General features: G+C 64.2%; 16 protein-coding genes and 1 pseudogene. 16 read left to right on the top strand and 1 reads right to left on the bottom strand.

The window, feature by feature from the left end; translation table 11 throughout:
- Positions 1 to 20: 20 nt before the first annotated feature.
- A complete protein-coding gene (locus GFD25_RS07320; protein WP_163231402.1) occupies positions 21 to 1,568 on the bottom strand; it encodes a glycoside hydrolase family 31 protein in 1,548 nt (515 codons plus the stop codon).
- Between the two features lie 372 nt (positions 1,569 to 1,940).
- On the opposite strand from GFD25_RS07320, the pseudogene GFD25_RS12210 reads away from it, so the two are divergent.
- From GFD25_RS12210 to GFD25_RS07235, 16 genes and pseudogenes are all read left to right on the top strand, one after another.
- Positions 1,941 to 3,179: pseudogene (locus GFD25_RS12210) on the top strand (ABC transporter substrate-binding protein).
- A gap of 121 nt (positions 3,180 to 3,300) precedes the next feature.
- Positions 3,301 to 4,266 carry a carbohydrate ABC transporter permease gene (locus tag GFD25_RS07305; protein ID WP_163231396.1) on the top strand — a complete coding sequence of 322 codons (966 nt, stop codon included), beginning with the start codon at positions 3,301 to 3,303 and terminating at the stop codon, positions 4,264 to 4,266.
- Positions 4,263 to 5,096 carry a carbohydrate ABC transporter permease gene (locus GFD25_RS07300; RefSeq protein ID WP_163231394.1) on the top strand — a complete coding sequence of 278 codons (834 nt, stop codon included), beginning with the start codon at positions 4,263 to 4,265 and terminating at the stop codon, positions 5,094 to 5,096. The genes GFD25_RS07305 and GFD25_RS07300 overlap by 4 nt, the downstream gene beginning before the upstream one ends.
- Positions 5,097 to 5,102: 6 nt before the next feature.
- Positions 5,103 to 6,371, top strand: coding sequence for a glycoside hydrolase family protein (locus GFD25_RS07295; protein ID WP_163231392.1), 1,269 nt, complete (start codon positions 5,103 to 5,105; stop codon positions 6,369 to 6,371).
- 200 nt (positions 6,372 to 6,571) lie between these two features.
- Entirely contained in the window at positions 6,572 to 7,231 is a 660-nt protein-coding gene (locus GFD25_RS07290) for an L-threonylcarbamoyladenylate synthase (RefSeq protein ID WP_163231390.1), read from the top strand.
- Positions 7,228 to 8,373, top strand: coding sequence for an MraY family glycosyltransferase (locus tag GFD25_RS07285; RefSeq protein WP_163231388.1), 1,146 nt, complete (start codon positions 7,228 to 7,230; stop codon positions 8,371 to 8,373). The genes GFD25_RS07290 and GFD25_RS07285 overlap by 4 nt, the downstream gene beginning before the upstream one ends.
- A 58-nt stretch (positions 8,374 to 8,431) precedes the next feature.
- A complete protein-coding gene (guaB, locus tag GFD25_RS07280) occupies positions 8,432 to 9,976 on the top strand; it encodes an IMP dehydrogenase (RefSeq protein ID WP_163231386.1) in 1,545 nt (514 codons plus the stop codon).
- 253 nt (positions 9,977 to 10,229) lie between these two features.
- On the top strand, positions 10,230 to 13,124 hold the full coding sequence (locus GFD25_RS07275) for a glycoside hydrolase family 3 N-terminal domain-containing protein (protein WP_163231384.1): 2,895 nt from the start codon (positions 10,230 to 10,232) through the stop codon (positions 13,122 to 13,124).
- A 135-nt stretch (positions 13,125 to 13,259) separates the two neighbouring features.
- On the top strand, positions 13,260 to 13,982 hold the full coding sequence (locus tag GFD25_RS07270) for a LytR/AlgR family response regulator transcription factor (RefSeq protein WP_163231382.1): 723 nt from the start codon (positions 13,260 to 13,262) through the stop codon (positions 13,980 to 13,982).
- Positions 13,982 to 15,328 (top strand): ATP-binding protein, encoded by a 1,347-nt coding sequence (locus GFD25_RS07265; protein WP_163231380.1) that lies wholly within the window; start codon positions 13,982 to 13,984, stop codon positions 15,326 to 15,328. The genes GFD25_RS07270 and GFD25_RS07265 overlap by 1 nt, the downstream gene beginning before the upstream one ends.
- Positions 15,329 to 15,444: 116 nt before the next feature.
- On the top strand, positions 15,445 to 16,095 hold the full coding sequence (gene orn / locus GFD25_RS07260; RefSeq protein ID WP_163231378.1) for an oligoribonuclease: 651 nt from the start codon (positions 15,445 to 15,447) through the stop codon (positions 16,093 to 16,095).
- A gap of 22 nt (positions 16,096 to 16,117) precedes the next feature.
- The gene (locus tag GFD25_RS07255; protein WP_163231376.1) at positions 16,118 to 16,978 is read left to right on the top strand and encodes a Cof-type HAD-IIB family hydrolase; all 861 of its coding nucleotides are present in this window, start codon (positions 16,118 to 16,120) and stop codon (positions 16,976 to 16,978) included.
- A 6-nt stretch (positions 16,979 to 16,984) separates the two neighbouring features.
- Entirely contained in the window at positions 16,985 to 18,400 is a 1,416-nt protein-coding gene (locus GFD25_RS07250) for a PIF1 family DEAD/DEAH box helicase (protein ID WP_163231375.1), read from the top strand.
- Between the two features lie 193 nt (positions 18,401 to 18,593).
- A complete protein-coding gene (locus GFD25_RS07245) occupies positions 18,594 to 19,064 on the top strand; it encodes a hypothetical protein (protein WP_163231373.1) in 471 nt (156 codons plus the stop codon).
- Between the two features lie 115 nt (positions 19,065 to 19,179).
- Positions 19,180 to 20,211, top strand: coding sequence for a 3-isopropylmalate dehydrogenase (locus GFD25_RS07240; RefSeq protein WP_163231372.1), 1,032 nt, complete (start codon positions 19,180 to 19,182; stop codon positions 20,209 to 20,211).
- A gap of 77 nt (positions 20,212 to 20,288) precedes the next feature.
- A complete protein-coding gene (locus GFD25_RS07235; protein WP_163231370.1) occupies positions 20,289 to 21,494 on the top strand; it encodes a lipoate--protein ligase family protein in 1,206 nt (401 codons plus the stop codon).
- Positions 21,495 to 21,507 lie beyond the last annotated feature (13 nt).

Genomic DNA, 21,507 nt, shown 5'->3' with positions numbered 1-21,507 from the left:
TACGTTCGATGGTAACAGTACTAGTCCTGGCGGGTGAAACGCGGCAACCTGCCGAGGGGGCATGGGGTTTCGACGACGGTCGGCCCCTCGATGGTCTGCCCGTCGTCCGAATGCCACAGTCCGGCGGGAATGGCCACGCGACGGTACTTGGCGCCGCGCTCGGTGCAAGGTGCGACGATGATGTCGCTTCCCAGCATGAATTGGTCGGTTATGGTCTCCATGTCGGGGAAGTGGTAGGACATCGGACGAATGATGGGTTCCCCGGTCCGCGCCGCATGCTCGGCCAATCCAAGGATCGTGGGAAGATACCGTTCCCGTATCTCCAGCGCATGACGGACGGCAGCGAGATGGGCTTCGTCCAGCACCCTGGAAGGGGCCACGGAGAACTGCATCATGGGGGCGAGCGCGGCGATCTGCGCATAGCGGACGAAGAATTCCTGATCGACGCCGGAATGCCTGGCGCTGTTCACCTCGCCGCCGCCGATCATGTCCGGGCAGACGAAGGCGTGGCCGATCATGCCCTGCGCGAGCATTTCGGGGATCAGGGATCCGATGCCGGTCTCGTCCCATGCCGCCGGCTTGTCCTGCAGTCGCTGGGCGAGGGGCTGCCCTCCCATCTTCCAGCATGCGCGGAATTCGTTGAACGGGTAGCCGGCGCCGATGCGCGCCCATTGTTCGCACATGTCGTTGGACGTCATGGGCCGGTGCGAGCGGTCGTCGGGATGGAAGTCGTACAGATCGCCGCCGTCGAACTTGAAGCCGTCCACGCCCAGCGCGCGCAGCGCATCCAGCCTGTCCCGAACCCATGCGCAGGTAGCCGGGTTGCTGAGGTCCAGTACGGCGCTCAGCCCGTTCCACCAGCGGCGGATCGCAGTGCGCCCGTGCTTGTCCCGAAGCATGAGACCCATGTCTTCGAGTTCGCGGAACACCGCGGAATCCGGACTGACGAACGGCACCAGCCAGACGATGACGTTGAATCCACGCGCATGCAGCCGGTCGATCATCGATTGAGGATTGGGAAACGTTGCGGGATCGAACGTCCAGTTGCCGTAGTCGGGACTCCATTTGTCGTCGATCATCAGCACGCCGGCGGGCATTCCGGCCGCGAGCATGGAATCGGCGTATTCCAGCACTCCCTGCTGGGTGGGGTGATAGGGCATCTCTATCCATGTGTTGTATTGGGGTTTGGCGAACATCTCGAGCGCTGGAGTATTGCCGGACGGGGGAAAATGCTGATGGCAGGCTTCGAGATAGGCGTCCCGCAACGTGCCTCCCGGCGTCTGGCGGACCTTGACGGCATGATCGGATCGAATCGTGATGGAGTTCTGTCCGATGGCGAACTCGAAGGGGGCATCGTCCCAGATATACCGTCCCTTGGTGGATACGAGCAGGGGCGCGCTTTGATTGGACGCTTCGGGAAGTTGGCCGGGCTGATGCTGCCAGGTCGCGAGATCGCAACGGAAGTCCGTCGTCCCGTATGGCATGAAACGGCCATCGGTGACCCGTCCTCCCCACCAGCGCTCGTCGGGAAGCTGATGAATGATGGTTCGTGTGTTGTCGTTTGTCATGAGCGTTCCTATTGATTCGATCTCTTTTGTCCGATGCAGCAATGCATCAGAATTAATACGTATTATTAATCATTTTGGCGATGAAGTAAAGTCCGGTGTGCCGCGGTCGTGTGTGTGGTGGTGAATGGGTGCGGAGGCTTTCTGACACTACGGGACGACGCTTAATAGTGGTTAAATTCGTTGGTGTGCGACACGCCGTTAATTGCGCCCGGTGTACCGCGGTGGCATACTGAAGGCACATACGCAATAATACGTATTAAAAATGAAGGCAGTATCGAGGGAAGAAGGCATCGCAGCCTTCGGACCGTCGGCGTTGCACTTCGGTTTCCGACGGTGCCGGCGTTGGCGTCGTCATAGGAAAGGAAAACAGCAATGAAATTCTCCAAGGTTGCGGTCGCGGCCGTTGCGGCCGTCGCGATGCTGGTACCGTTGGCCGCATGCGGCGGGACTGCGGGATCAGGCAAGACCACCATCACGTATTTCGCATGGGAAAACGAGAAGATGACCAAGCCGATCATCGATGCGTTCGAGAAGGAGAATCCCGACATCCATGTGGAGATGAGCACCGCTCAGGGCGCGGCCAACGATTATGCGCAGACGCTGACCACCCGTGTGGCCGGCGGTCAGGTCCCCGATGTGTTCCACATGTCCATCGAGACGCGCAACGAGGTGCTGGACGCCGGTCTGGCCCGCGACATCACGGACGAGCCGTTCGTGAAGAACCTGCCTTCCACCGCCACCGACCTGTACACACGCGACGGCAAGGTCTACGGCATGTCGCCGACCGCATGGATCGGCGGCATCGTATACAACAAGGACCTGCTCAAGGAAGTGGGATACGATTCCGTCCCCGAAACGCTGGACTAGTTCATCGATCTCGGCAAGAAACTGCAGACGAAGAACATCACCCCGTACATGGAGGACATGAGCGTGGTCTCCGGCTCCTTCCAGCCGATGCTGGGCGGGTACTACGCCAAGCAGGGCATCAAGACCAGCGATTGGCCCGAGCAGGATGAAGGCGGCACCTTCGCCAAGCAGTGGACCCCGGTACTGGAGCAGTGGATGAAGCTCGTCGATTCCGGCACCCTGCCCAAGGAGAACGTGGGCGTCAGCAACGATCAGATCAAGCAGAGCTTCATGACCGGACAGCTCGCCATGTTCCGGTCCGGCCCGTGGGACTTCGCCGACCTTGACTCGTCCGGCGTGAATTACGGCATGGCCGCATTCCCCGCGGTCGACGGCGGCCAGCCCTACGTGGGCGGCGGTCCGGACTCCCCGTACGTCATCAGCTCCAAGATCGACGGCGACAAGCTCAAGGCGGCCGAGAAGTTCCTCTCCTTCATCAACAGCGAGGAAGGACTGAAACTCAAGGAGGAGAACATCGGCCAGATCTCCATCTCCCCGGCGTACAAGGCGAACGTCGCCCCGCAGCTCAAGGACCTGTACGACAAGTACGTGACCAATGGCGATTTCTACTGGGTGAATTGGACCCGCAACGGCACCGTGATGGGCCAGGAGATGGCCTCCCAGTTCCAGCTCCTCGTCCAGGGTCAGTCCACCATCGCCGACGTCACCAAGGACCTCGACGCCAAGTGGGCCGACTCCAAATGATCGGCTGATCGGCTGACCGGCTTCATAACTCGGATACGTTTCTTTCCATCTTCTTCGTCCGAGCGCGTACGCCTCGCCCGGACGAAGACCTTCCAATATGCTCCAGAAAGGCAATGCTGACATGTCTCGTCATGACCAGTCGCAGGAAGTGCCCGCCGGTGCATCATCGGCTGGTACCGGCAGCGCCCGGACGCCGTGGTACAAAACCGGCAAATTCGCCGAATCGGCGGCTTCCACGGGATTCCTGTTCCCCATCATCGTGGTGTTCCTCGTACTCACCGCCGTTCCCCTCGTGCAGACCATCTACTATTCGTTCACCGACTACAACGGTTTCCAGCAGCATCCGAACTTCATCGGGCTGACCAATTACCAGAAGGTGTTCACCGACCCGTCGCTGCTGGTGGGCCTAGGATTCACGGTGCTGTTCGCCGTGACGACCACGCTCATCACCACGGCATTGGCCATCCCGCTGGCGGTCGCGCTGAACTCCAGGTTTTACGGACGGTCCTTTGCCCGGTCGCTGTTCTTCTTCCTCGGCGTCCCCTCGCTGATCGTGCTCGGTCTGGTGTGGCAGTACATCCTGTCTCCGATGAAGACCGGCGCCCTCAACTCCGTGCTGGTCTCTCTCGGACTGAAATCGGTGCCCTGGCTCGCCGACGGCAACCTCGCCCGCGCTGCGGTGATATTCGTGGCCATCTGGGCCGCCGTCGGCTGGCATGCCACCCTGTACCTCGCCTATCTGCAGGCCGTGCCGAAGGACCTCTACGAGCAGGCCGCGGTGGACGGCGCGAACGGCTTCCAGCAGTTCATCCACATCACGCTGCCCCAGCTGGTGCCCGGCATCGTGGTCTCCACATTCCTGCTGATCACCAACGGGCTGAAGGTGTACGACCTTCCGTTCGGCATGACCAAGGGCGGTCCTGGGTATGCGACCAACACCATCACCCAGTCCATCATCGTCCAGGGCATCTCCCAATCACAGTATGGATTGGGTTCGGCGCTTGCCGTGCTCTTCACGATCGCCTGCATGATCGTGGTTCTCGGACAGCAGGCCATTACCGGCATCATCACCAGGAGGTTCGCATGACACCGTCGCAACGCGCGCAGGTCGGCAGGATCGTTCGCACAGTACTCATCAATGGCCTGGCCATCATCATGGCCATCCCGCTCTACTACATCGTCATCAACACCTTCAAAACCACGCTCGATATGTCCAAGTCGCCGTTCGGCCTGCCCGAGCACTGGACATTGCAGCATTATGCGGATGTGTTCGGCACGCTGCCCATCGTGCAGAGCTTCATCAACTCGATCATCGTGACCGTGGCCGCCGTGTTCCTCGAGGTGATGATCGGCGCGTTGGCCGCCTACGGCATGATCCTGAAGGACAGCAAGTTCACCGCCGGCGTCGGAGCCGTGCTGATGATCGCCTTCTGCATCCCCGTGCAGGCCACGCTGATCCCGTTGTACAAGATGGAGGCGAAGGTCGAGCTGGTCGACTCCCTGCTGGGCCTGGTCATCCTGTATCTCGCCAATTCGATCTTCTGCTACATGCTCACCATCGGGTACATGCGCAAACTGCCGATGGAGGTTCTGGAGGCCGCCCGCATCGATGGCGCCGGGCCGTTCCGCATCTTCCGCGTGATCGTGCTGCCGATGATCACGCCGATCCTGGCGACGGTGGTGGTCTTCCAGACGCTGTCCACATGGAACGACTTCATGCTGCCGAACATCTTCCTGACCTCCACCGACCTGCGCACCGTGATCCTGCAGGTGTACAACGCCATGGGCCAGTTCACGACCGATTGGCCGGCATTCATGACCATCACGGTCATCGCCCTGGTCCCGGTGGTGATCTTCTTCATCTTCTGCCAGCGTTGGATCGTTTCCGGCCTGGTGGCGGGCTCGGTCAAGGGCTGATGCGTGATGTCACGACAGTCCCTCATCATCAGCGGCGTCCCGTGGTTCGACGACCGTGGCCATACGGTGAACGCGCACGGCGGTTGCATCGTCGAGGACGACGGCCTGTACTACCTGTTCGGCGAATACAAGACCGATGAGGAGAACCGGTTCGCGGGATTCTCCTGCTACTCGTCGCCCGATCTGGTGCATTGGACGTTTCGCCGCATCGTATTGCCGCAGCAGGTCGACGGGCTGATGGGGCCGGGCCGCATCGGGGAACGCGTCAAGGTCATGCGGTCCCCGACAACCGGCCGGTATGTGATGTTCATGCATTCCGACGATCTGGAATACGGCGATCCGCATATCTGCTACGCGGTCTGCGACACCATCGACGGCGATTACTCGTTCGCCGGACCGTTGCTGTTCGGGGGCGAACCGATACGCCGCTGGGACCTGGGCGTATTCCAGGATGAGGATGGCACCGGCTATCTGCTCGTGCATGAGGGCGACATCTACCGGCTGTCCGACGACTATTGTTCCGCCCGGGAACGTGTGGGCGAAGGCATCGCCATCGGCGGCGAAGCGCCCGCAGCGGCCAAACTGGGCGGGCGCTACTGGCTGCTGTTCTCCGGCAAGACCTCATGGGACTGCAACGAGAACTATTGTCTGTCCGCGCCATCGATGGATGGTCCGTGGACGTATCAGGGGCTGTTCGCGCCGGAAGGCACGCAGACCTGCAATTCGCAGGCCCTGTTTGTGCTGCCCATACGTACCTCGAACGGCGTGACGGCCATGTTCATGGGCGACCGTTGGTCGTTCCCGCATCAGGCCTCCGCGGCGAGTTATGTTTGGCAGCCGCTGGCGATGGACGGCGGAAGACTGCGGCTCGAACGGTATCTGCCTTCATGGGATCCGGCAACCGGGCTCGGGGAGCCATTGGACGGACACCTCATTGATGTCGGGTTCCATTCATGCGTTCCGGGGGATTCGGTGAGGATACCGTTCCACGGCTCACGCGTAGCGTTGGCCGGGCGCGCCGATCCATGGGGGTCGTATGCCCGGATCGGCGTCGAGTCGGCGGACGGCGACGTGGCGACGGAACCGATCTACGTGAGTTTCTACGCCAAGTCGCCGGATGAAGGCTATCGGTATGTCTCGCCCGAACTGCCCGAGGACGATTACGCCGTCACCGTGACCGTCACCGGCGAGGTGCCGCAGTGGAGCGACAAGACCGGTCAGCGGTTCGGCTCGGTAGGGGCGGTGGTCGATGTGAAAAACGCCATCGTGCGGTAATGGGGTCGTTGACGCCGACGGGATCCAGATCGCGTCGTGCCGACGCCTCTGGATGGGTGTCGGTCATACGCCGGCACGTGCCTCGTCGTATCCGTCATGCAGCATCGCGCATGCGTGCACCGCAAACGACCCTCCGCATGAGAATCCGGCAATGTCACCGTACGATGGTGCAATGGTAGGTTGTTGGATCAGGAGGTGCCATGAGCGCGGTTGAAACGGTGAACGAGGATTCCCTCGCCGAGGCGAAGCGGATCATCGAGGCGGGCGGACTGGTCGTCATCCCCACGGACACGGTGTACGGCGTGGCCTGCGACCCGCGTAACCGGGCCGCGATCGCGCGCATCTACGAGGCCAAGCATCGACCCCGTTTCAAGGCGCTGCAGGTGCTGCTCGCCGACATCGACCAGATCGACGGTCTCGGCCTCGACCTGCCCGCACCCCTCAACCGGCTCGCCGCGCAGTTCCTGCCCGGAGCGTTCTCGCCGATCGCCGTCGCCCGCGACGACTGCGATCTGGCCACCATCAGTCCCACGCCGAACGGCACGCGCACGCAGGGCATCCGCATCCCCAACTCGGCCACGACCCTGCGCATCCTGAACGCCACCGGTCCGCTCGCCGCGTCCAGCGCCAACCGTTCCGGATCCGAAAGCGCGCAGACCGTCGAGGAGGCGCGCGCCGCGCTCGGCGACATGGTCGACCTGTATCTTGACGGCGGCCCCACCCAGGGTCACGTCGCCAGCACCGTCGTCGCCGCGAACCCGCTGTCGCGCGACGGCATCGACATCCTGCGCGAGGGCGTCATCCCGCAATCCGTGATCCGCAAGGCGATCCACATGAACGGCGGCGGGTTCGGCGCATGAGGATCTACCTGCTCATCGCCGCGCTGGCCGGCGGCATCACCTACCTCGTCACCCCGCTCATCCGCCATCTCGCCATCCGCATCGGCGCCGTCGGCGAGGTGCGCGCCCGCGACGTGCACACCATCCCGACCCCGCGCATGGGCGGCCTCGGCATGCTGATCGGCTTCCTCGGCGCGATGATCATCGCCAGCCGGCTGCCGTTCACCGCCGACCTGTTCCAGACCAGCCGCCAGGCGTGGGTCGTCATGCTCGGCGCGGTCTCGATCTGCCTGATCGGCATGGCCGACGACCTGTGGGATCTCGATTGGATGCTCAAGATGTCGGGCCAGCTGCTGACCGCCGTGTTCGTCGCATGGGGAGGCCTGCAGATCATCTCCCTGCCGCTCGGCTCGCTGGTGACCGCATCCCCGAGCATCTCGATCACGATCACCGCGTTCCTGATCGTCGCCTCGATCAACGCGGTCAACTTCGTCGACGGATTGGACGGCCTCGCCTCCGGCATCGTCGCGATCGGCGGCATCGCGTTCGCGATCTACTCGTACATCATCGCCCGGTCCTCGCCTTCGTACGCGTCCATGGCGACGCTCATCGACGTGGCGATGGTCGGCATCTGCGTCGGCTTCATCATGCACAACTGGCATCCGGCCAAACTGTTCATGGGCGACTCCGGGTCCATGCTGCTCGGCTATCTGATCACCTGCGCGTCGATCATCATGACCGGCCGCCTCGACCCCGCCTCGATCCACGCGAGCATCTACCTGCCGGTGTTCATGCCGATCCTGCTGCCGATCCTCGTGCTGTTCCTGCCTGTGCTCGACATGTGCATGGCCATCGTGCGGCGCCTCGCGAAGGGACAGTCCCCGATGCACCCCGACCGCATGCACCTGCACCATCGCATGCTCAGGATCGGCCATTCGGTGCAGGGCGCCGTGCTGACCCTGTGGGGCTGGGCTGCGCTGATCTCCTTCGGCTCCCTGATGATCCTGTTCTTCAAGGCCCGCTACGTGGCCATCGGCATGGCCGTGGCCGCCGTGATCCTCACGATCATCACCATGTACCCGTACCTCAAGCACCGCATCCCCGAAATCCGCGAGGAAAACGCCGAGATCGAGCGGCGCGCGCGGCATATCAGGGAGGACTGACGGCCCCGCATATCACGGGCGCGTGTCACTCGTCAACACGCGTTCATATAGTGGGTCTATGGCTTTAATTCCTGACACGAATGAGAACAACTACGCCCCGCTCCCTCCGATCTTCTCCCAGCTCGGCCTCGCCTATGACGATGTGCTGCTGCTGCCGAACGAGACGGACGTGATCCCGTCCGAAGTGGACACCACCACCCACCTGACCCGTGAGATCACCATGAAGGTCCCGGCGATCTCCGCCGCCATGGACACCGTCACCGAATCCGAGATGGCCATCGCCATGGCCCGCAACGGCGGCATCGGCGTGCTGCACCGCAACCTGTCCATCGACGACCAGGCCGCCCAGGTCGACGTCGTCAAGCGCTCCGAGTCCGGCATGATCACCGACCCGCTGACCGTCAACCCGGACGTCACCCTCGCCGACCTCGACAAGCTGTGCGGCAAGTTCCACATCTCCGGCCTGCCGGTCGTCGACAAGGACAACAAGCTCGTCGGCATCATCACCAACCGCGACATGCGCTTCATCGCCTCCGAGGACTACGACCACCTCAAGGTGCGCGACGTCATGACCCGCGAGAACCTCATCACCGGCCCGTCCGACATCTCCAAGGAGGACGCGCACGACCTGCTCGCCAAGCACAAGGTCGAGAAGCTCCCGCTCGTCGACAACGAGGGCCACCTGACCGGCCTGATCACCGTCAAGGACTTCGTCAAGACCGAGCAGTACCCGGACGCCACCAAGGACGCCCAGGGCCGCCTCCGCGTGGCCGCCGGCGTCGGCTTCCTCGGCGACGCGTGGCAGCGCGCCTCCGCCCTCATGGAGGCCGGCGTGGATGTGCTCGTCGTCGACACCGCGAACGGCGAAGCCCGCCTCGCGCTCGACATGATCCGCCGCATCAAGTCCGATCCGGCCTTCCGCGACGTCCAGATCATCGGCGGCAACATCGCCACCCGCTCCGGCGCCCAGGCCATGATCGACGCGGGCGTCGACGCCGTCAAGGTCGGCGTCGGCCCCGGCTCCATCTGCACCACCCGCGTGGTCGCCGGCGTCGGCGTCCCGCAGCTCACCGCCGTGTACGAAGCCGCCCAGGCCTGCAAGGCCGCCGGCGTGCCGTGCATCGCCGACGGCGGCATCCACTACTCCGGCGACATCGCCAAGGCCCTCGTGGCCGGCGCGTCCTCGGTCATGCTCGGCGGCGCGCTCGCCGGCTGCGAGGAGGCCCCGGGCGAGAAGGTGCTCCTGCACGGCAAGCAGTACAAGCTGTACCGCGGCATGGGCTCGCTGGGCGCGATGGCCCCGCGCGGCAAGAAGTCCTACTCCAAGGACCGCTACTTCCAGGCCGACGTCACCTCCAACGACAAGGTCGTTCCGGAAGGCGTCGAAGGCGAAGTGCCGTACCGCGGACCGCTGAACGCCGTCCTCTACCAGATGATCGGCGGCCTGCACCAGTCGATGTTCTACATCGGCGCGCACAACATCAAGGAGATGAGCGAGAAGGGCCGCTTCATCCGCATCACCGACGCCGGCCTGCGCGAATCTCACCCGCACGACATCGTGATGACCGCCGAGGCCCCGAACTACTCCGGCTTCCACAACTGACCGATGTGATCGGCCCGATCGGCTGACCTGATCGCACGGCCGGCCGATCACGGCAAGGGCTCCCCGTCTCTCCCGAGGCGGGGAGCCCTTGCCGTCATACCGAACATGCAATAACACTCCCGGTTATGCAACGAGGCATTCCGGACGCATGCGCTCCCGTAGATTCGAAAGTGCGGAACGAACCGTCACGGTCGCGGACGACCGACGAACGCGGACGTTCCCGCACACCAGCAGAAGAAACGAAGGAGACACCATGCTCAGCATCAATATGGACGATGTCGTCGCCGTATTGAAAAACTGTATGCCCTATCTGATCGCCATGGCCGTCGCGCTCGTCGTGATGATCGTCATCGTGGCGCTCGCCGGCAAGATCGTCAAGCAGCAGGCCGGCACCAAGCTGCTGCGCGGCACCACGCTCGTCGCGTTCTTCACCGCGATCGTCGTGATCCTCAATGCCGTGTGCTACGGCCCGATGGCGAACCTGCTCGACCTCGTGTCCGGCTCCGGCTCCATCTCCGCCGAATCGTCGGCCGAGGCGTCCGCCCTCACCGAGGAGCTGACCGACGAAGGCATCACCCTGCTCCAGAACGACGACGACCTGCTGCCGGTCAAGGCCGGTTCGAACATCAACGTGTTCGGATGGTCGTCGATCAGCCCGGTCTACGGCGGCACCGGCTCCGGCGCGATCTCCGCCGACGCCGAACTGGTCACCCTGCTCGACGGCTTCAAGAACGCGGGCCTCAAGACCAACACCGAACTGTCCGACTTCTATTCGAAGTACCTCGCGACCCGTCCCGAACTCGGCTACTTCGAGCACGACTGGACCCTGCCCGAGCCGCCGGCCTCCTCGTACACCGACGAGATGATCGCCAACGCGAAGCAGTTCTCCGACACCGCCGTGGTGACGATCTCCCGACTGGGCGGCGAGTTCGCCGACCTGCCCACCGACATGCAGTTCGACTCCGACACCGAGAAGTACAAGGAGAACTCCGACGAGTACCAGGACTTCCCCGAAGGCACGCACTACCTTGAGCCCAGCCAGTCCGAGAAGGACCTCATCAAGCTCGTGTGCGAGAACTTCGACAACGTGATCCTCGTCTACAACGGCGCCAACACGCTCGAACTCGGCATCGCCGACGAATACAGCCAGATCAAGAGCGTGCTGTGGTGCGCCGGCCCCGGCCAGACCGGCTTCAACGCGCTCGGCGACATCATCGCCGGCAACGTCAACCCGTCCGGCCACGCCGCCGACACGTTCGTCTACGACCTGACCAAGACCCCGTACTTCAACAACATCGGCGAATTCGAATACACCGGTGCCGACGACCTGTCCTACGAGGCCGAGGGCTTCTTCACCTCCGGCACCACCTCGCCGCACTTCGTCGACTACGTCGAGGACATCTACGTCGGCTACAAGTTCTACGAAACCGCCGCCGACGAAGGCCTCATCAAGTACGACGACGTCGTGCAGTACCCGTTCGGCCACGGCCTGAGCTACACCACGTTCGACCAGAAGATGGGCGACGTGACCGTCTCGAACGGCAAGGTCAGCTTCGACGTGACCGTCACGAACACCGGCGACACCGCCGGCAAGGACGTCGTGCAGGTCTACTACAACCCGCCGTACGTCAACGGCGGCATCGAAAAGGCCAGCGCCAACCTCGTGACCTTCGAGAAGACCAAGGAGCTCAAGCCGGGCGAATCCGAAACCGTGGCCATCGAATTCAACCTCGAGGACATGGCCTCCTACGATTCCGCCGACGCGAAGGCGTACGTGCTCGACAAGGGCGACTACGAGATCTCCGTGAACGCCGACTCGCACACCGCGCTTGACTCGAAGACGATCACTGTCGACGAGCGGACCGTCTACGACGGCAACAACGCGCGCAGCACCGACCGGACCGCCGCCACCAACCACTTCGACTACGCCGCCGGCGAAGGCATCACGTACCTGTCGCGCGCCAACCACTTCGCCAACTACGACGAGGCCGTGGCCGCGCCCACCGACTACGAGATGCCGGCCAGCGCCAAGGAAGGATTCCACAACAGCCACAACTACGATCCGAACGACTACAACGACGATTCGGACGAAATGCCGACCACCGGCGCGAAGAACGGCCTCAAGCTCGCCGACCTGCGCGGCGCCGATTACGACGATCCGCAGTGGGACAAGCTGCTCGACCAGATGAGCGTCAAGGACATGGACGAGCTGATCGCCCTTGGCGGCTACCAGAACGTCGCGGTCAAGTCCATCGGCAAGAAGCTCGTCTACGACGCCGACGGCCCGGCATCCATCAACAACAACTTCACCGGCCTGTCGTCCATCGGCTTCCCGTCCGAGGTCATCATCGCCTCCACCTGGAACAAGGACCTCGCCGAGAAGTTCGGCGAAAGCATCGGCCGCATGGCCAACGAGATGAACGTGACCGGCTGGTACGCGCCCGCCATGAACACGCACCGCTCCGCGTTCGACGGCCGCAACTTCGAATATTATTCGGAGGACGGCGTGCTCGCCGGCCACATCGCCGCCCACTCGATCATCGGCGCGCAGTCCAAGGGCCTGTACGCCTACATGAAGCACTTCGCGATGAACGACCAGCAGATCGCCCAGAACGAGATGCTGTGCACGTGGGCCCGCGAGCAGGCCATCCGCGAGATCTACCTCAAGCCGTTCGAGATCGCGGTCAAGGTCGGCGGTTCCAAGGCCGTCATGTCCTCGTGGAACTACATCGGCAACAAGTGGGCCGGCGCGAACGACGACCTGCTCAAGAGCGTGCTGCGTTCCGAATGGGGCTTCCAGGGCATGGTCATCACCGACGGCTTCCACTACACCGGCTACATGGACTCCGACCAGGCGATCCGCAACGGCACCGACATGATGCTCAAGAACTTCGACGTGGCCACCAACCACGTCACGGATCAGACGAGCGCCACCAGCGTGATCGCGATGCGCAACGCCTGCCACGACATCCTGTACACGGTGGTCAACAGCCACGCCTACGATCCGTCGGTCAAGACCGAGACCCCGGTCTGGCGCATCGTCGCCATCGCGGTCGACGTGGTGCTCGGCCTGCTGCTCGTCGGCGCGGAAGTGCTCGCGGTGCGCAGGTACCTCGCCCGTCGCAAGTCGGGCGTGACGGTCGCCTGAACCGTGAACCGTACACGGGCATGACCCGCGACACGGGTTGAACGCGAAGGCGGTCATATGTAGCGTTGGCTCATATGACCGCCTTCGGCCATGCCCGGGCGTCATGAGGAGCAGTCGCAGGAGAAGAGACCAGCCATGATCAGTGTTGCCGTCATCGATGACGATGCGCGATACGTCGCCACCATACGCGACTATCTCACGCGCTACGGCGAGGAAGCCGGCGTGCGGTTTCGCATCGACGGGTTCGCCGACGGCGAGGACATCGTGGAACGGTACGGTGCGGGCTACGACATCGTGCTCATGGACGTCGAAATGCGGTCGATGGACGGCATGACCGCCGCGCGACGCATTCGCGACGTCGATTCCGCCGTGATCATCATCTTCATCACCAACATGGCGCAGTACGCGATCAAAGGCTATCAGGTCGACGCGCTCGACTACGTGCTCAAGCCGATCTCGTACTTCGCGTTCTGCCAGACCATCGCCAAGGCCGTGCGCCGTCTGTCCGAACGCCGGACGGACGGCGGCGGCCGGCATCTGGTGATCAACTCGCGCGGCAACGTGAGCCGCGTGCCGCTCGCCTCCGTCATGTGGATCGACAGCAAGGGTCATCGCGTCGCGTACCACACGGCGAACGGCGTGTTCGAATCGACCGTCAGTTCGATGAAGGAGCTTGAGGAACAGTTGAAGGACGACGATTTCTACCGTTGCGCGAACAGTTGCCTGGTCAATCTCGCCTACGTGCGTTCCATTCAGGGATCGACGGTCACGGTCGGCGGCAACACGCTGGAGATCAGTCGCGCCCGGCGTGCCGGATTCGTCGCCGCGCTCACCAGCTACGCGGGAAGGATGGTGTGATGCTTCCGGTCATCGGCAATCTGATCACGTCCGATCCGCCCAAACTGTGGGTCGTGCTCGCGGAATGGCTGGCATGCATGGTGATCGTGCTCGCGTATCCGAAACGGCGGGCCGTATGGCTGCGCTGCGTCGTGGCCGTCGCGTCGTTCGCGCTGATCGCCGGCATCCAGTACGGCCTGCTGCTGCAGCAACAGGGCGGGATCACGGCGGTATGGTTCCTGCTCATGCTGCTGTCGGTCGTCGCCATGGGAACGTCCGTGGCGTTGTGCTGCGAGATGGGCGTCGCCCTGGCCGTGTTCTCGACGCTGCGTGCGCTGAGCATGGCCGAGTTCGCGGGATCCCTGGCATGGCAGCTGACGTTCTTCGCCACGGATGGCGACGAGCCGGGCGTCGACATGGCCGTGGCCGCAGGCATGCTCGTCGTGTGCTACGGTCTGCTGTTCCCCGCGTTCTTCCTGATGGAACGGAAGCTGGGCGAGCGGCTGGACTACGCGACGTTCGATGTGACGTGGGGCGAAGTGGCCGTGTCGGTCGGCATCTCGCTGTTCGCGTTCGTGCTGAGCAACGCCCGGCTGGTGAGCACGTCCAATCCGTTCAGCGGCACCACGACATCCGAAGTGTTCAACGTGCGCACGCTGGCCGCCGCCGGCGGTCTGATCTGCCTGTACGCCTACCTGTTCCAGCTCGCCGAAGCGCACACGCGCAAACGGCTCGACGCCGTCAACCAGGTGCTCGTCGCGCAATACGCGCAATACCAGCAGTCCAAGGAAAACATCGACATCATCAACCGCAAGTACCACGATCTCAAGCAGCAGCTCGACGTGCTGCGCGCCGAAACCGACGAAGGCAAGCGCAACGGCTACCTCGACGGCATCGAGGAGAGTCTTAAGGAATACGGGGCGCGCGTCGTGACCGGCAACGGCGTGCTCGACACGGTGCTCACCAGCAAAAGCTCGCTGTGCGCGCATCTCGACATCGCGATGACCTGCGTGGCCGACGGCTCGCTGGTCGACGGCATCGACGCGATGGACCTGTGCACGATCGTCGGCAACGCGCTCGACAACGCCATCGAGGCCGAGGAGCGAATCGCCGAGCGCGACCGGCGGCTCATCAACGTCTCGCTGTCGCGGCTCAACGCATTCGCCGTGTTCAAGGTCGCCAACTATGCGCCCGAACGGCCGGAACTGCATGACGGGCTTCCCGTGACCACGAAATCCGACCGGACCAACCACGGGTTCGGCATGGCCAGCATGCGTCACTGCGCCCGCAAGTACGGCGGCGACATGACCGTCGGCTGGCGTGACGGATGGTTCGAGCTGCAGGTGCTGATCCCGCTGGCGTCATGAGCGCGCGTGGTGCCGGACTCGTGGCGGCTGACCTGTAGGGCTACTTGTAGCGGCGGCGCGCTAGCCTGTACTGTTCGATACAGGACGAGACGACATCCAAGGAAAGGTGGCACACGATGGTGGACAGCCATGATGCGGAAACGTACAGCGCGAAGGATTCGCGACTGATCTGGATCGATTGCGAGATGACCGGACTCGACATCTTCGGCGGCGACGAGCTGGTCGAGGTGTCCGTCGTGCCGACCGATTTCGACCTCAACGTGCTCGACGAGGGCGTGGACTACGTTATCAAGCCGTCCGAGGTCGCCGTGGCCCATATGAACGACTTCGTGCGCAACATGCACACCCGCTCCGGCCTCATCAACGAATGGGAGCGCGGCCTGTCGCTTGCCGAGGCCGAGCGGAAGGTCACCGAATACGTGCTGCGGTTCACCCCGGACGGCGTGCGCCCGCTGCTCGCCGGCAACACCATCGGTTCCGACAAGAAGTTCCTCGACCACTACATGCCGAACCTCATGAGCCACCTGCACTACCGCAGCGTCGACGTGAGCACCCTCAAGGAACTCGCCCGCCGCTGGTATCCGGCCGTGTACGAGAACCGTCCTCCGAAGAACGGCGGCCACCGCGCGCTCGCCGACATCATCGAATCGCTCGACGAACTGCGCTACTACCGCGAGGCGTTCATGGCCCCGGCCCCCGGCCCGGACGAGGAGACCGCAAAGCGCATCGCCGCCGACGTCGTCGCCACCAGCATCCTCAACAAGTAGGCAAGTAGGTAAAGGAATCCGCATGACCGCAGCCGACTGGACCGAGATCACCGGTCCCGCAGACATCCGACTCGTCGTCGCCGACATGGACGGCACATTGCTGGACGAACACAGTCAGATCCCGTCCGGGTTCTGGCCGATGCTCGAACGTCTGCAGTCGCGCGGCGTCGAATTCGTGCCCGCATCCGGCCGCCAGTACGCCACGCTGCGATCCATGTTCGCCGACCGCGTGCCGCGCGAACTGTCATATATCGCGGAAAACGGCAACGTCGTCGTCGCGGACGGCGAACTCATCGAGGTCCACGGCGTGGACGTCGCCGTCTCGCGTGCCGTCGTCGACATGGTCGACACGGCCGTCGCGAACGGCACGCACGACATCGGTCTCGTGCTGTGCGGACTGAACACGGCGTACATCCAGCGCACCGATCCCGCGTTCGTGGACGAATGCCGCAAGTACTACCATGCGCTCGAGATCGTGCCCGACCTGCACGCCGTGCTGCCGAGCGTCGAACGCGGCGACGAGACGATGCTCAAGCTCGCGATCTTCGACTTCGGCGACGCCGAGTCGATGGCCGGCGACCTGCTCGGCGACATCGCGCGCGACTGGCAGGTGGTCGTCTCGGGCGCGCACTGGGTCGACATCATGAACCCGCAGACCGACAAGCGGCGCGGAGTCGAGGCGTTGCAGCGTCATCTGAACGTCGCCCCGGCGCAGACCGCGGTGTTCGGCGACTATCTCAACGATCTCGAAATGCTGTCGGCCGGCGAGTACTCGTTCGCGATGAGCAACGCGCACCCCGATCTCAAGGCCGCCGCGCACTACATCGCGCCCACGAACGTCGACCACGGCGTGCTCACGGTCGTCGATCGCCTGATCGGCTGAGATATCATGCGGCAATCCGAGGCGCTGGCGATCCTTGAGGCCGGCGCGAACGTGTTCCTCACCGGCGCGCCGGGCGCGGGCAAGACGTATGTGCTTAACGAGTTCATCACCGCGGCACGCAAGGCCGGCGCGTCGGTGGCCGTCACCGCGTCGACCGGCATCGCGGCCACGCACGTCAACGGCCAGACCATCCATTCGTGGAGCGGCGTCGGCGTGGCGACCTCGCTCACCGCGAACCTGCTGAAAACCATCAAGACGCGTCGCCGTCGCAAGATCGAGTCCGTCGACGTGCTCGTCATCGACGAGGTCTCGATGATGCACGCATGGCTGTTCGACATGGTCGATCAGGTGTGCCGAGCGGTCCGCCGCGATCCGCGTCCGTTCGGCGGCATCCGGGTCGTCCTGTCCGGCGACCTCTACCAGTTGCCGCCGGTGAGCGTTTCCGGGCGCAACAACGATCTGATCGCGCCCACGCCCGAATTCGTCGCCTCGCGCGAACGCTACGCCAAGGCCGGGCTGAATTCGGAAGGGTTCGTCACCGAATCGCTGGTCTGGCGCGAGCTTGACCCGGTCGTCTGCTATCTGACCGAACAGCATCGTCAGGATGCCGGTCGCCTGCTCACCGTGCTCACCGACATCCGCGACGGCCGGGTCGACCAAGCCGACCGCGACGCGCTCGTCACGCGGCTCGGCGTCGCGCCCGCGCCCGACGAGGTGGCCGTGCACCTGTTTCCGGTCAACCGGCAGGCCGACGGGCTCAACGACATGCGGCTCGCCCGGATCGCCGCCGACGAGCATGTGTTCCATGCCGAGCAGGCCGGGCCGGCGAATCTCGTCGAACGGCTGAAGAAGAACATGCTCGCGCCGGAGCGTCTGGTCCTCAAGGCCGGAGCGGCGGTGATGGCGCTGCGCAACGACGCCGACCGGCAGTTCGTCAACGGCTCGCTCGGCACGGTGCGCGGATTCGCGCCCGAAGCGAAGGGCGGCTGGCCGATCGTCGAATTCGAGAACGGCAACGTGGTGACGATGAAACCGGCCGCATGGGAGATGATGGACGGCGAAACGGTGCTCGCCTCGGTCAATCAGGTGCCGTTGCGGTGCGCGTGGGCGATCACGATCCACAAATCGCAGGGCATGACGCTTGAGCGGGCGATGATGGACCTGCGACGGACGTTCGCGCCGGGCATGGGATACGTGGCGTTGTCGCGCGTGGAACGGCTGGATGGGCTGTTCCTGGAAGGTGTCAACGAGCGGATGTTCCTCGTCTCGCCGGACGCGGTGCGATTGGACGGGACATTGCGGGAACGGTCCGACGAGGCCGCCGATCTGCTCGCCCGGGAGGGCGCCGATGCGTTCGACCCGGCTGTGCGGGAGGGCGGGGACGGCGGCGACGACGAATTCGCACAGGGCGAGCTGTTCTGAGGAACCGCATACGGACTGAGTCTCCTGGGAAAGTCTCGCAAATGAGCCGATTTGAGACTTTTGGCCGAAGTGGCCACGTCATGCCGGTTTCAAAAATGCGACGCGGCGGTGAGACGAAAGACGCTCTTACGGTCGCCGCAACGGCCGGTTCTGGTACAGTGTCGTGGGTTTGCCCCTCCATGGGGCGGCACCGTTGACAACCGAAGACAAGAAGGAGCTTGCCGTGGCCGCTGAAGGCGCACAGAAGAAGAACATCAAGGTCATCATCATCGCCGCGATCGTCGCGGTCGTGGTCGTCGTCGCAGCCGTCGTCATCGGCGTGAACGTGTTCGGCGGCCCGGACGTGGCGACGCTCAAGGCCGATTGCGCGACCGCGTCCGACGAGCTGCGCGTGACGCAGAACGACTACAACAACCTCGTCAACGGCGACGCCGCCACGGCCTCCGCCTACACGAAGGACGATGTGAGCGACACGTCGACCCTCGACAAGCTCAACGACGAACTCGCCGCCGAAACCCCGGAACTGGCCTCCTGCAACGTGGACGCGGATTCCGAGTACGAGACCGCGATCGAGAACATCAAGAAGAACACCGCCTGGTACCAGGAGCACACCAAGTCCCTGCAGGCCGCCGTCGACGCCGTCAACGACAGCCTCAAGAAGTGACCCCGTGCGGGACGGGCGGCGAGCCGGCCGGACGGTCGGCCCCGCGCGTCCCGCGATGTCCACAGGCTGAGCGGTTCGCGGCCGGCCTGCGGGCGCGCGTGTAGTCTCGCCTGCTATGAGCAAGACATACACAATCGCCGTGATCGCCGGCGACGGCATCGGCAAGGAAGTCACCCCGTGGGCCCAGCAGGCCCTCGAAAAAGCCGCCGAAGGCGTGGCCGACTTCACCTACGAACCCTTCGATCTCGGCGCCGAGCGCTATCTGCGCGACGGCGCCATCCTGCCCGACGACGAGCTGGAACGCATCAAGAAGACCGACGCGATCCTTCTGGGCGCCGTCGGCGACCCGCGCATCAAGGCCGGCATCCTGGAGCGCGGCCTGCTGCTCAAGCTTCGCTTCGCGCTTGACCAGTACGTGAACCTGCGTCCGTCCAAGCTGTACAAGGGCGTCACCTCGCCGCTCGCCAACCCGGGAGACATCGACTTCGTGGTCGTGCGCGAAGGCACCGAGGGTCTGTACTGCGGCGCCGGCGGCGCGGTCCGCCGCGACACTCCGGCCGAAGTCGCCACCGAGGTGTCCATCAACACCGCGTACGGCGTCGAACGCGTCGTGCGCTACGCCTTCGAGCTGGCCATGAAGCGTCGCAAGCACATCACGCTCGTGCACAAGAAGAACGTGCTCGTCAACGCGGGCGACATGTGGCAGCGCATCGTCGACCGCGTCGGCAAGGAATACCCCGAAGTCACGCACGACTACTCGCACATCGACGCGGCCACCATCTACCTCGTCTCCGACCCGTCCCGCTTCGACGTGATCCTCACCGACAACCTCTTCGGCGACATCCTCACCGACGAGGCCGGAGCGGTCGTCGGCGGCGTCGGCTATTCGGCGTCCGGCTGCATCAACGCGTCCAACGAATACCCGTCCATGTTCGAGCCGATCCACGGTTCCGCCCCGGACATCGCCGGCAAGGGCATCGCGAACCCGACCGCCGCGATCCTGTCCGCCGCGATGCTGCTCGAACATCTTGGTTTCGACGACGCCGCGAAGAAGATCCACACGGCCGTGGAGGCCGACATCGAGGAGCTCGGCTCCACGAAGCGCTCCACCGAGCAGGTCGGCAAGGATATCCTCGCCCGCATCTGACGCGCATCTGACGGATTCGCGCGGGAATTCCCGCATGTGAAGCCCTGCCGGCAACGGCGGGGCTTTATCATTGCCGCATGAGCATATTGCGGGGCGAATGCAAGACGGCGGGCGGCAAACTGGTCGCCGTGAACGTGACGGTCGATGACGCGGACGATGCGGACGGCCGGACCGTGACCGACTGCCGGCTGGACGGTGACTTCTTCATCGACGGCGACGATGATGCGGCGCAGGGACTGATCGGGGCGATCGAACGCGCGTTGACGGACGGCGAGCGGATCCGACCGGTGATCGAACGGTACGCGACGGTGACGGGCGTACGGCTGGTCGGCGTCGACGCGGCGTCGATCGAAACGGCATTCGCGAGGGCGACGGGCGCGGACGATCGCCCGGTCCGGCTTCGCCTCGCCCGACATGACGGCGGAGAGACTGCGTCTGGCCGGCCCGACGATGGGGCAGGCCCATTGACCCCCTCAGTCGGACAATGTCCGACAGCTCCCCCTATCAGGGGGCGCAAGGAGGTTTTGGGTCCTGATGGCCGATCCGGCCGTTCCACTGACGAAGAGGATGAAGAGAATCAAGCGTTCGAACGGCGCTGGGCCGGGCTGCACCCGACGGTGATCCATGACGTGCCGCGCGAGCCGGCGGACCAGATGACCGTCGACGAGCAATGGGCGCGTGAGGTCGCGTCCGGCAAGCGTCCGGCGACCATCCGGTTCTGGGAATGGGCCTCGCCGGCCGTGGTAGTCGGCCGGTACCAGTCGATTCGCGACGAGGTCCATGAGGACGCCGCGGTCCGGGAAGGCTTCTCCGTCGTGCGTCGGTGCACGGGCGGCGGCGCGATGTTCATCGAACCCGGCAACACGATCACGTATTCGCTGTACGCTCCGCTGCCGTTCGTGGCGGGCATCGGCGTGGAGGAATCCTACCGCCTGTGCGACCGATGGCTGATCGGCGCGCTGCGCGAACTCGGCATCGCCGCGCGGTTCGCCGGCATCAACGACATCGCCTCCGACCGGGGCAAGATCGGGGGAGCGGCGCAACGCCGCTTCCCCGGACGCGATGGCGGCCCGGGCGCGGTGCTCCACCACGTCACCCTCGCGTACGACATCGACGCGGACAAGATGGGGCGGGTGCTCAACGTCTCGCAGGAAAAACTGTCGGACAAGGCCGTCAGATCGGCGCGCAGGCGGGTCGACCCGATGCGCACGCAGACCGGTCTGGACCGGGAGGAGATCGTGAGGAGACTGGTGGCGTACCTGCGGGAACCGATTACAATATGAACAGTCGTGACAC

Source organism: Bifidobacterium aerophilum (assembly GCF_010667685.1).
GTDB lineage: Bacteria > Actinomycetota > Actinomycetes > Actinomycetales > Bifidobacteriaceae > Bifidobacterium > Bifidobacterium aerophilum.
This window is presented reverse-complemented; position numbering and strand designations above follow the sequence as displayed.

What these genes read in the sequence shown, in the direction of transcription:
- GFD25_RS07320 (WP_163231402.1), bottom strand. Translation starts at nt 1,568, where the DNA reads ATGACAAACGACAACACACGAACCATCATTCATCAGCTTCCCGACGAG.
- GFD25_RS07305 (WP_163231396.1), top strand. Translation starts at nt 3,301, where the DNA reads ATGTCTCGTCATGACCAGTCGCAGGAAGTGCCCGCCGGTGCATCATCG.
- GFD25_RS07300 (WP_163231394.1), top strand. Translation starts at nt 4,263, where the DNA reads ATGACACCGTCGCAACGCGCGCAGGTCGGCAGGATCGTTCGCACAGTA.
- GFD25_RS07295 (WP_163231392.1), top strand. Translation starts at nt 5,103, where the DNA reads ATGTCACGACAGTCCCTCATCATCAGCGGCGTCCCGTGGTTCGACGAC.
- GFD25_RS07290 (WP_163231390.1), top strand. Translation starts at nt 6,572, where the DNA reads ATGAGCGCGGTTGAAACGGTGAACGAGGATTCCCTCGCCGAGGCGAAG.
- GFD25_RS07285 (WP_163231388.1), top strand. Translation starts at nt 7,228, where the DNA reads ATGAGGATCTACCTGCTCATCGCCGCGCTGGCCGGCGGCATCACCTAC.
- guaB (WP_163231386.1), top strand. Translation starts at nt 8,432, where the DNA reads ATGGCTTTAATTCCTGACACGAATGAGAACAACTACGCCCCGCTCCCT.
- GFD25_RS07275 (WP_163231384.1), top strand. Translation starts at nt 10,230, where the DNA reads ATGCTCAGCATCAATATGGACGATGTCGTCGCCGTATTGAAAAACTGT.
- GFD25_RS07270 (WP_163231382.1), top strand. Translation starts at nt 13,260, where the DNA reads ATGATCAGTGTTGCCGTCATCGATGACGATGCGCGATACGTCGCCACC.
- GFD25_RS07265 (WP_163231380.1), top strand. Translation starts at nt 13,982, where the DNA reads ATGCTTCCGGTCATCGGCAATCTGATCACGTCCGATCCGCCCAAACTG.
- orn (WP_163231378.1), top strand. Translation starts at nt 15,445, where the DNA reads ATGGTGGACAGCCATGATGCGGAAACGTACAGCGCGAAGGATTCGCGA.
- GFD25_RS07255 (WP_163231376.1), top strand. Translation starts at nt 16,118, where the DNA reads ATGACCGCAGCCGACTGGACCGAGATCACCGGTCCCGCAGACATCCGA.
- GFD25_RS07250 (WP_163231375.1), top strand. Translation starts at nt 16,985, where the DNA reads ATGCGGCAATCCGAGGCGCTGGCGATCCTTGAGGCCGGCGCGAACGTG.
- GFD25_RS07240 (WP_163231372.1), top strand. Translation starts at nt 19,180, where the DNA reads ATGAGCAAGACATACACAATCGCCGTGATCGCCGGCGACGGCATCGGC.
- GFD25_RS07235 (WP_163231370.1), top strand. Translation starts at nt 20,289, where the DNA reads ATGAGCATATTGCGGGGCGAATGCAAGACGGCGGGCGGCAAACTGGTC.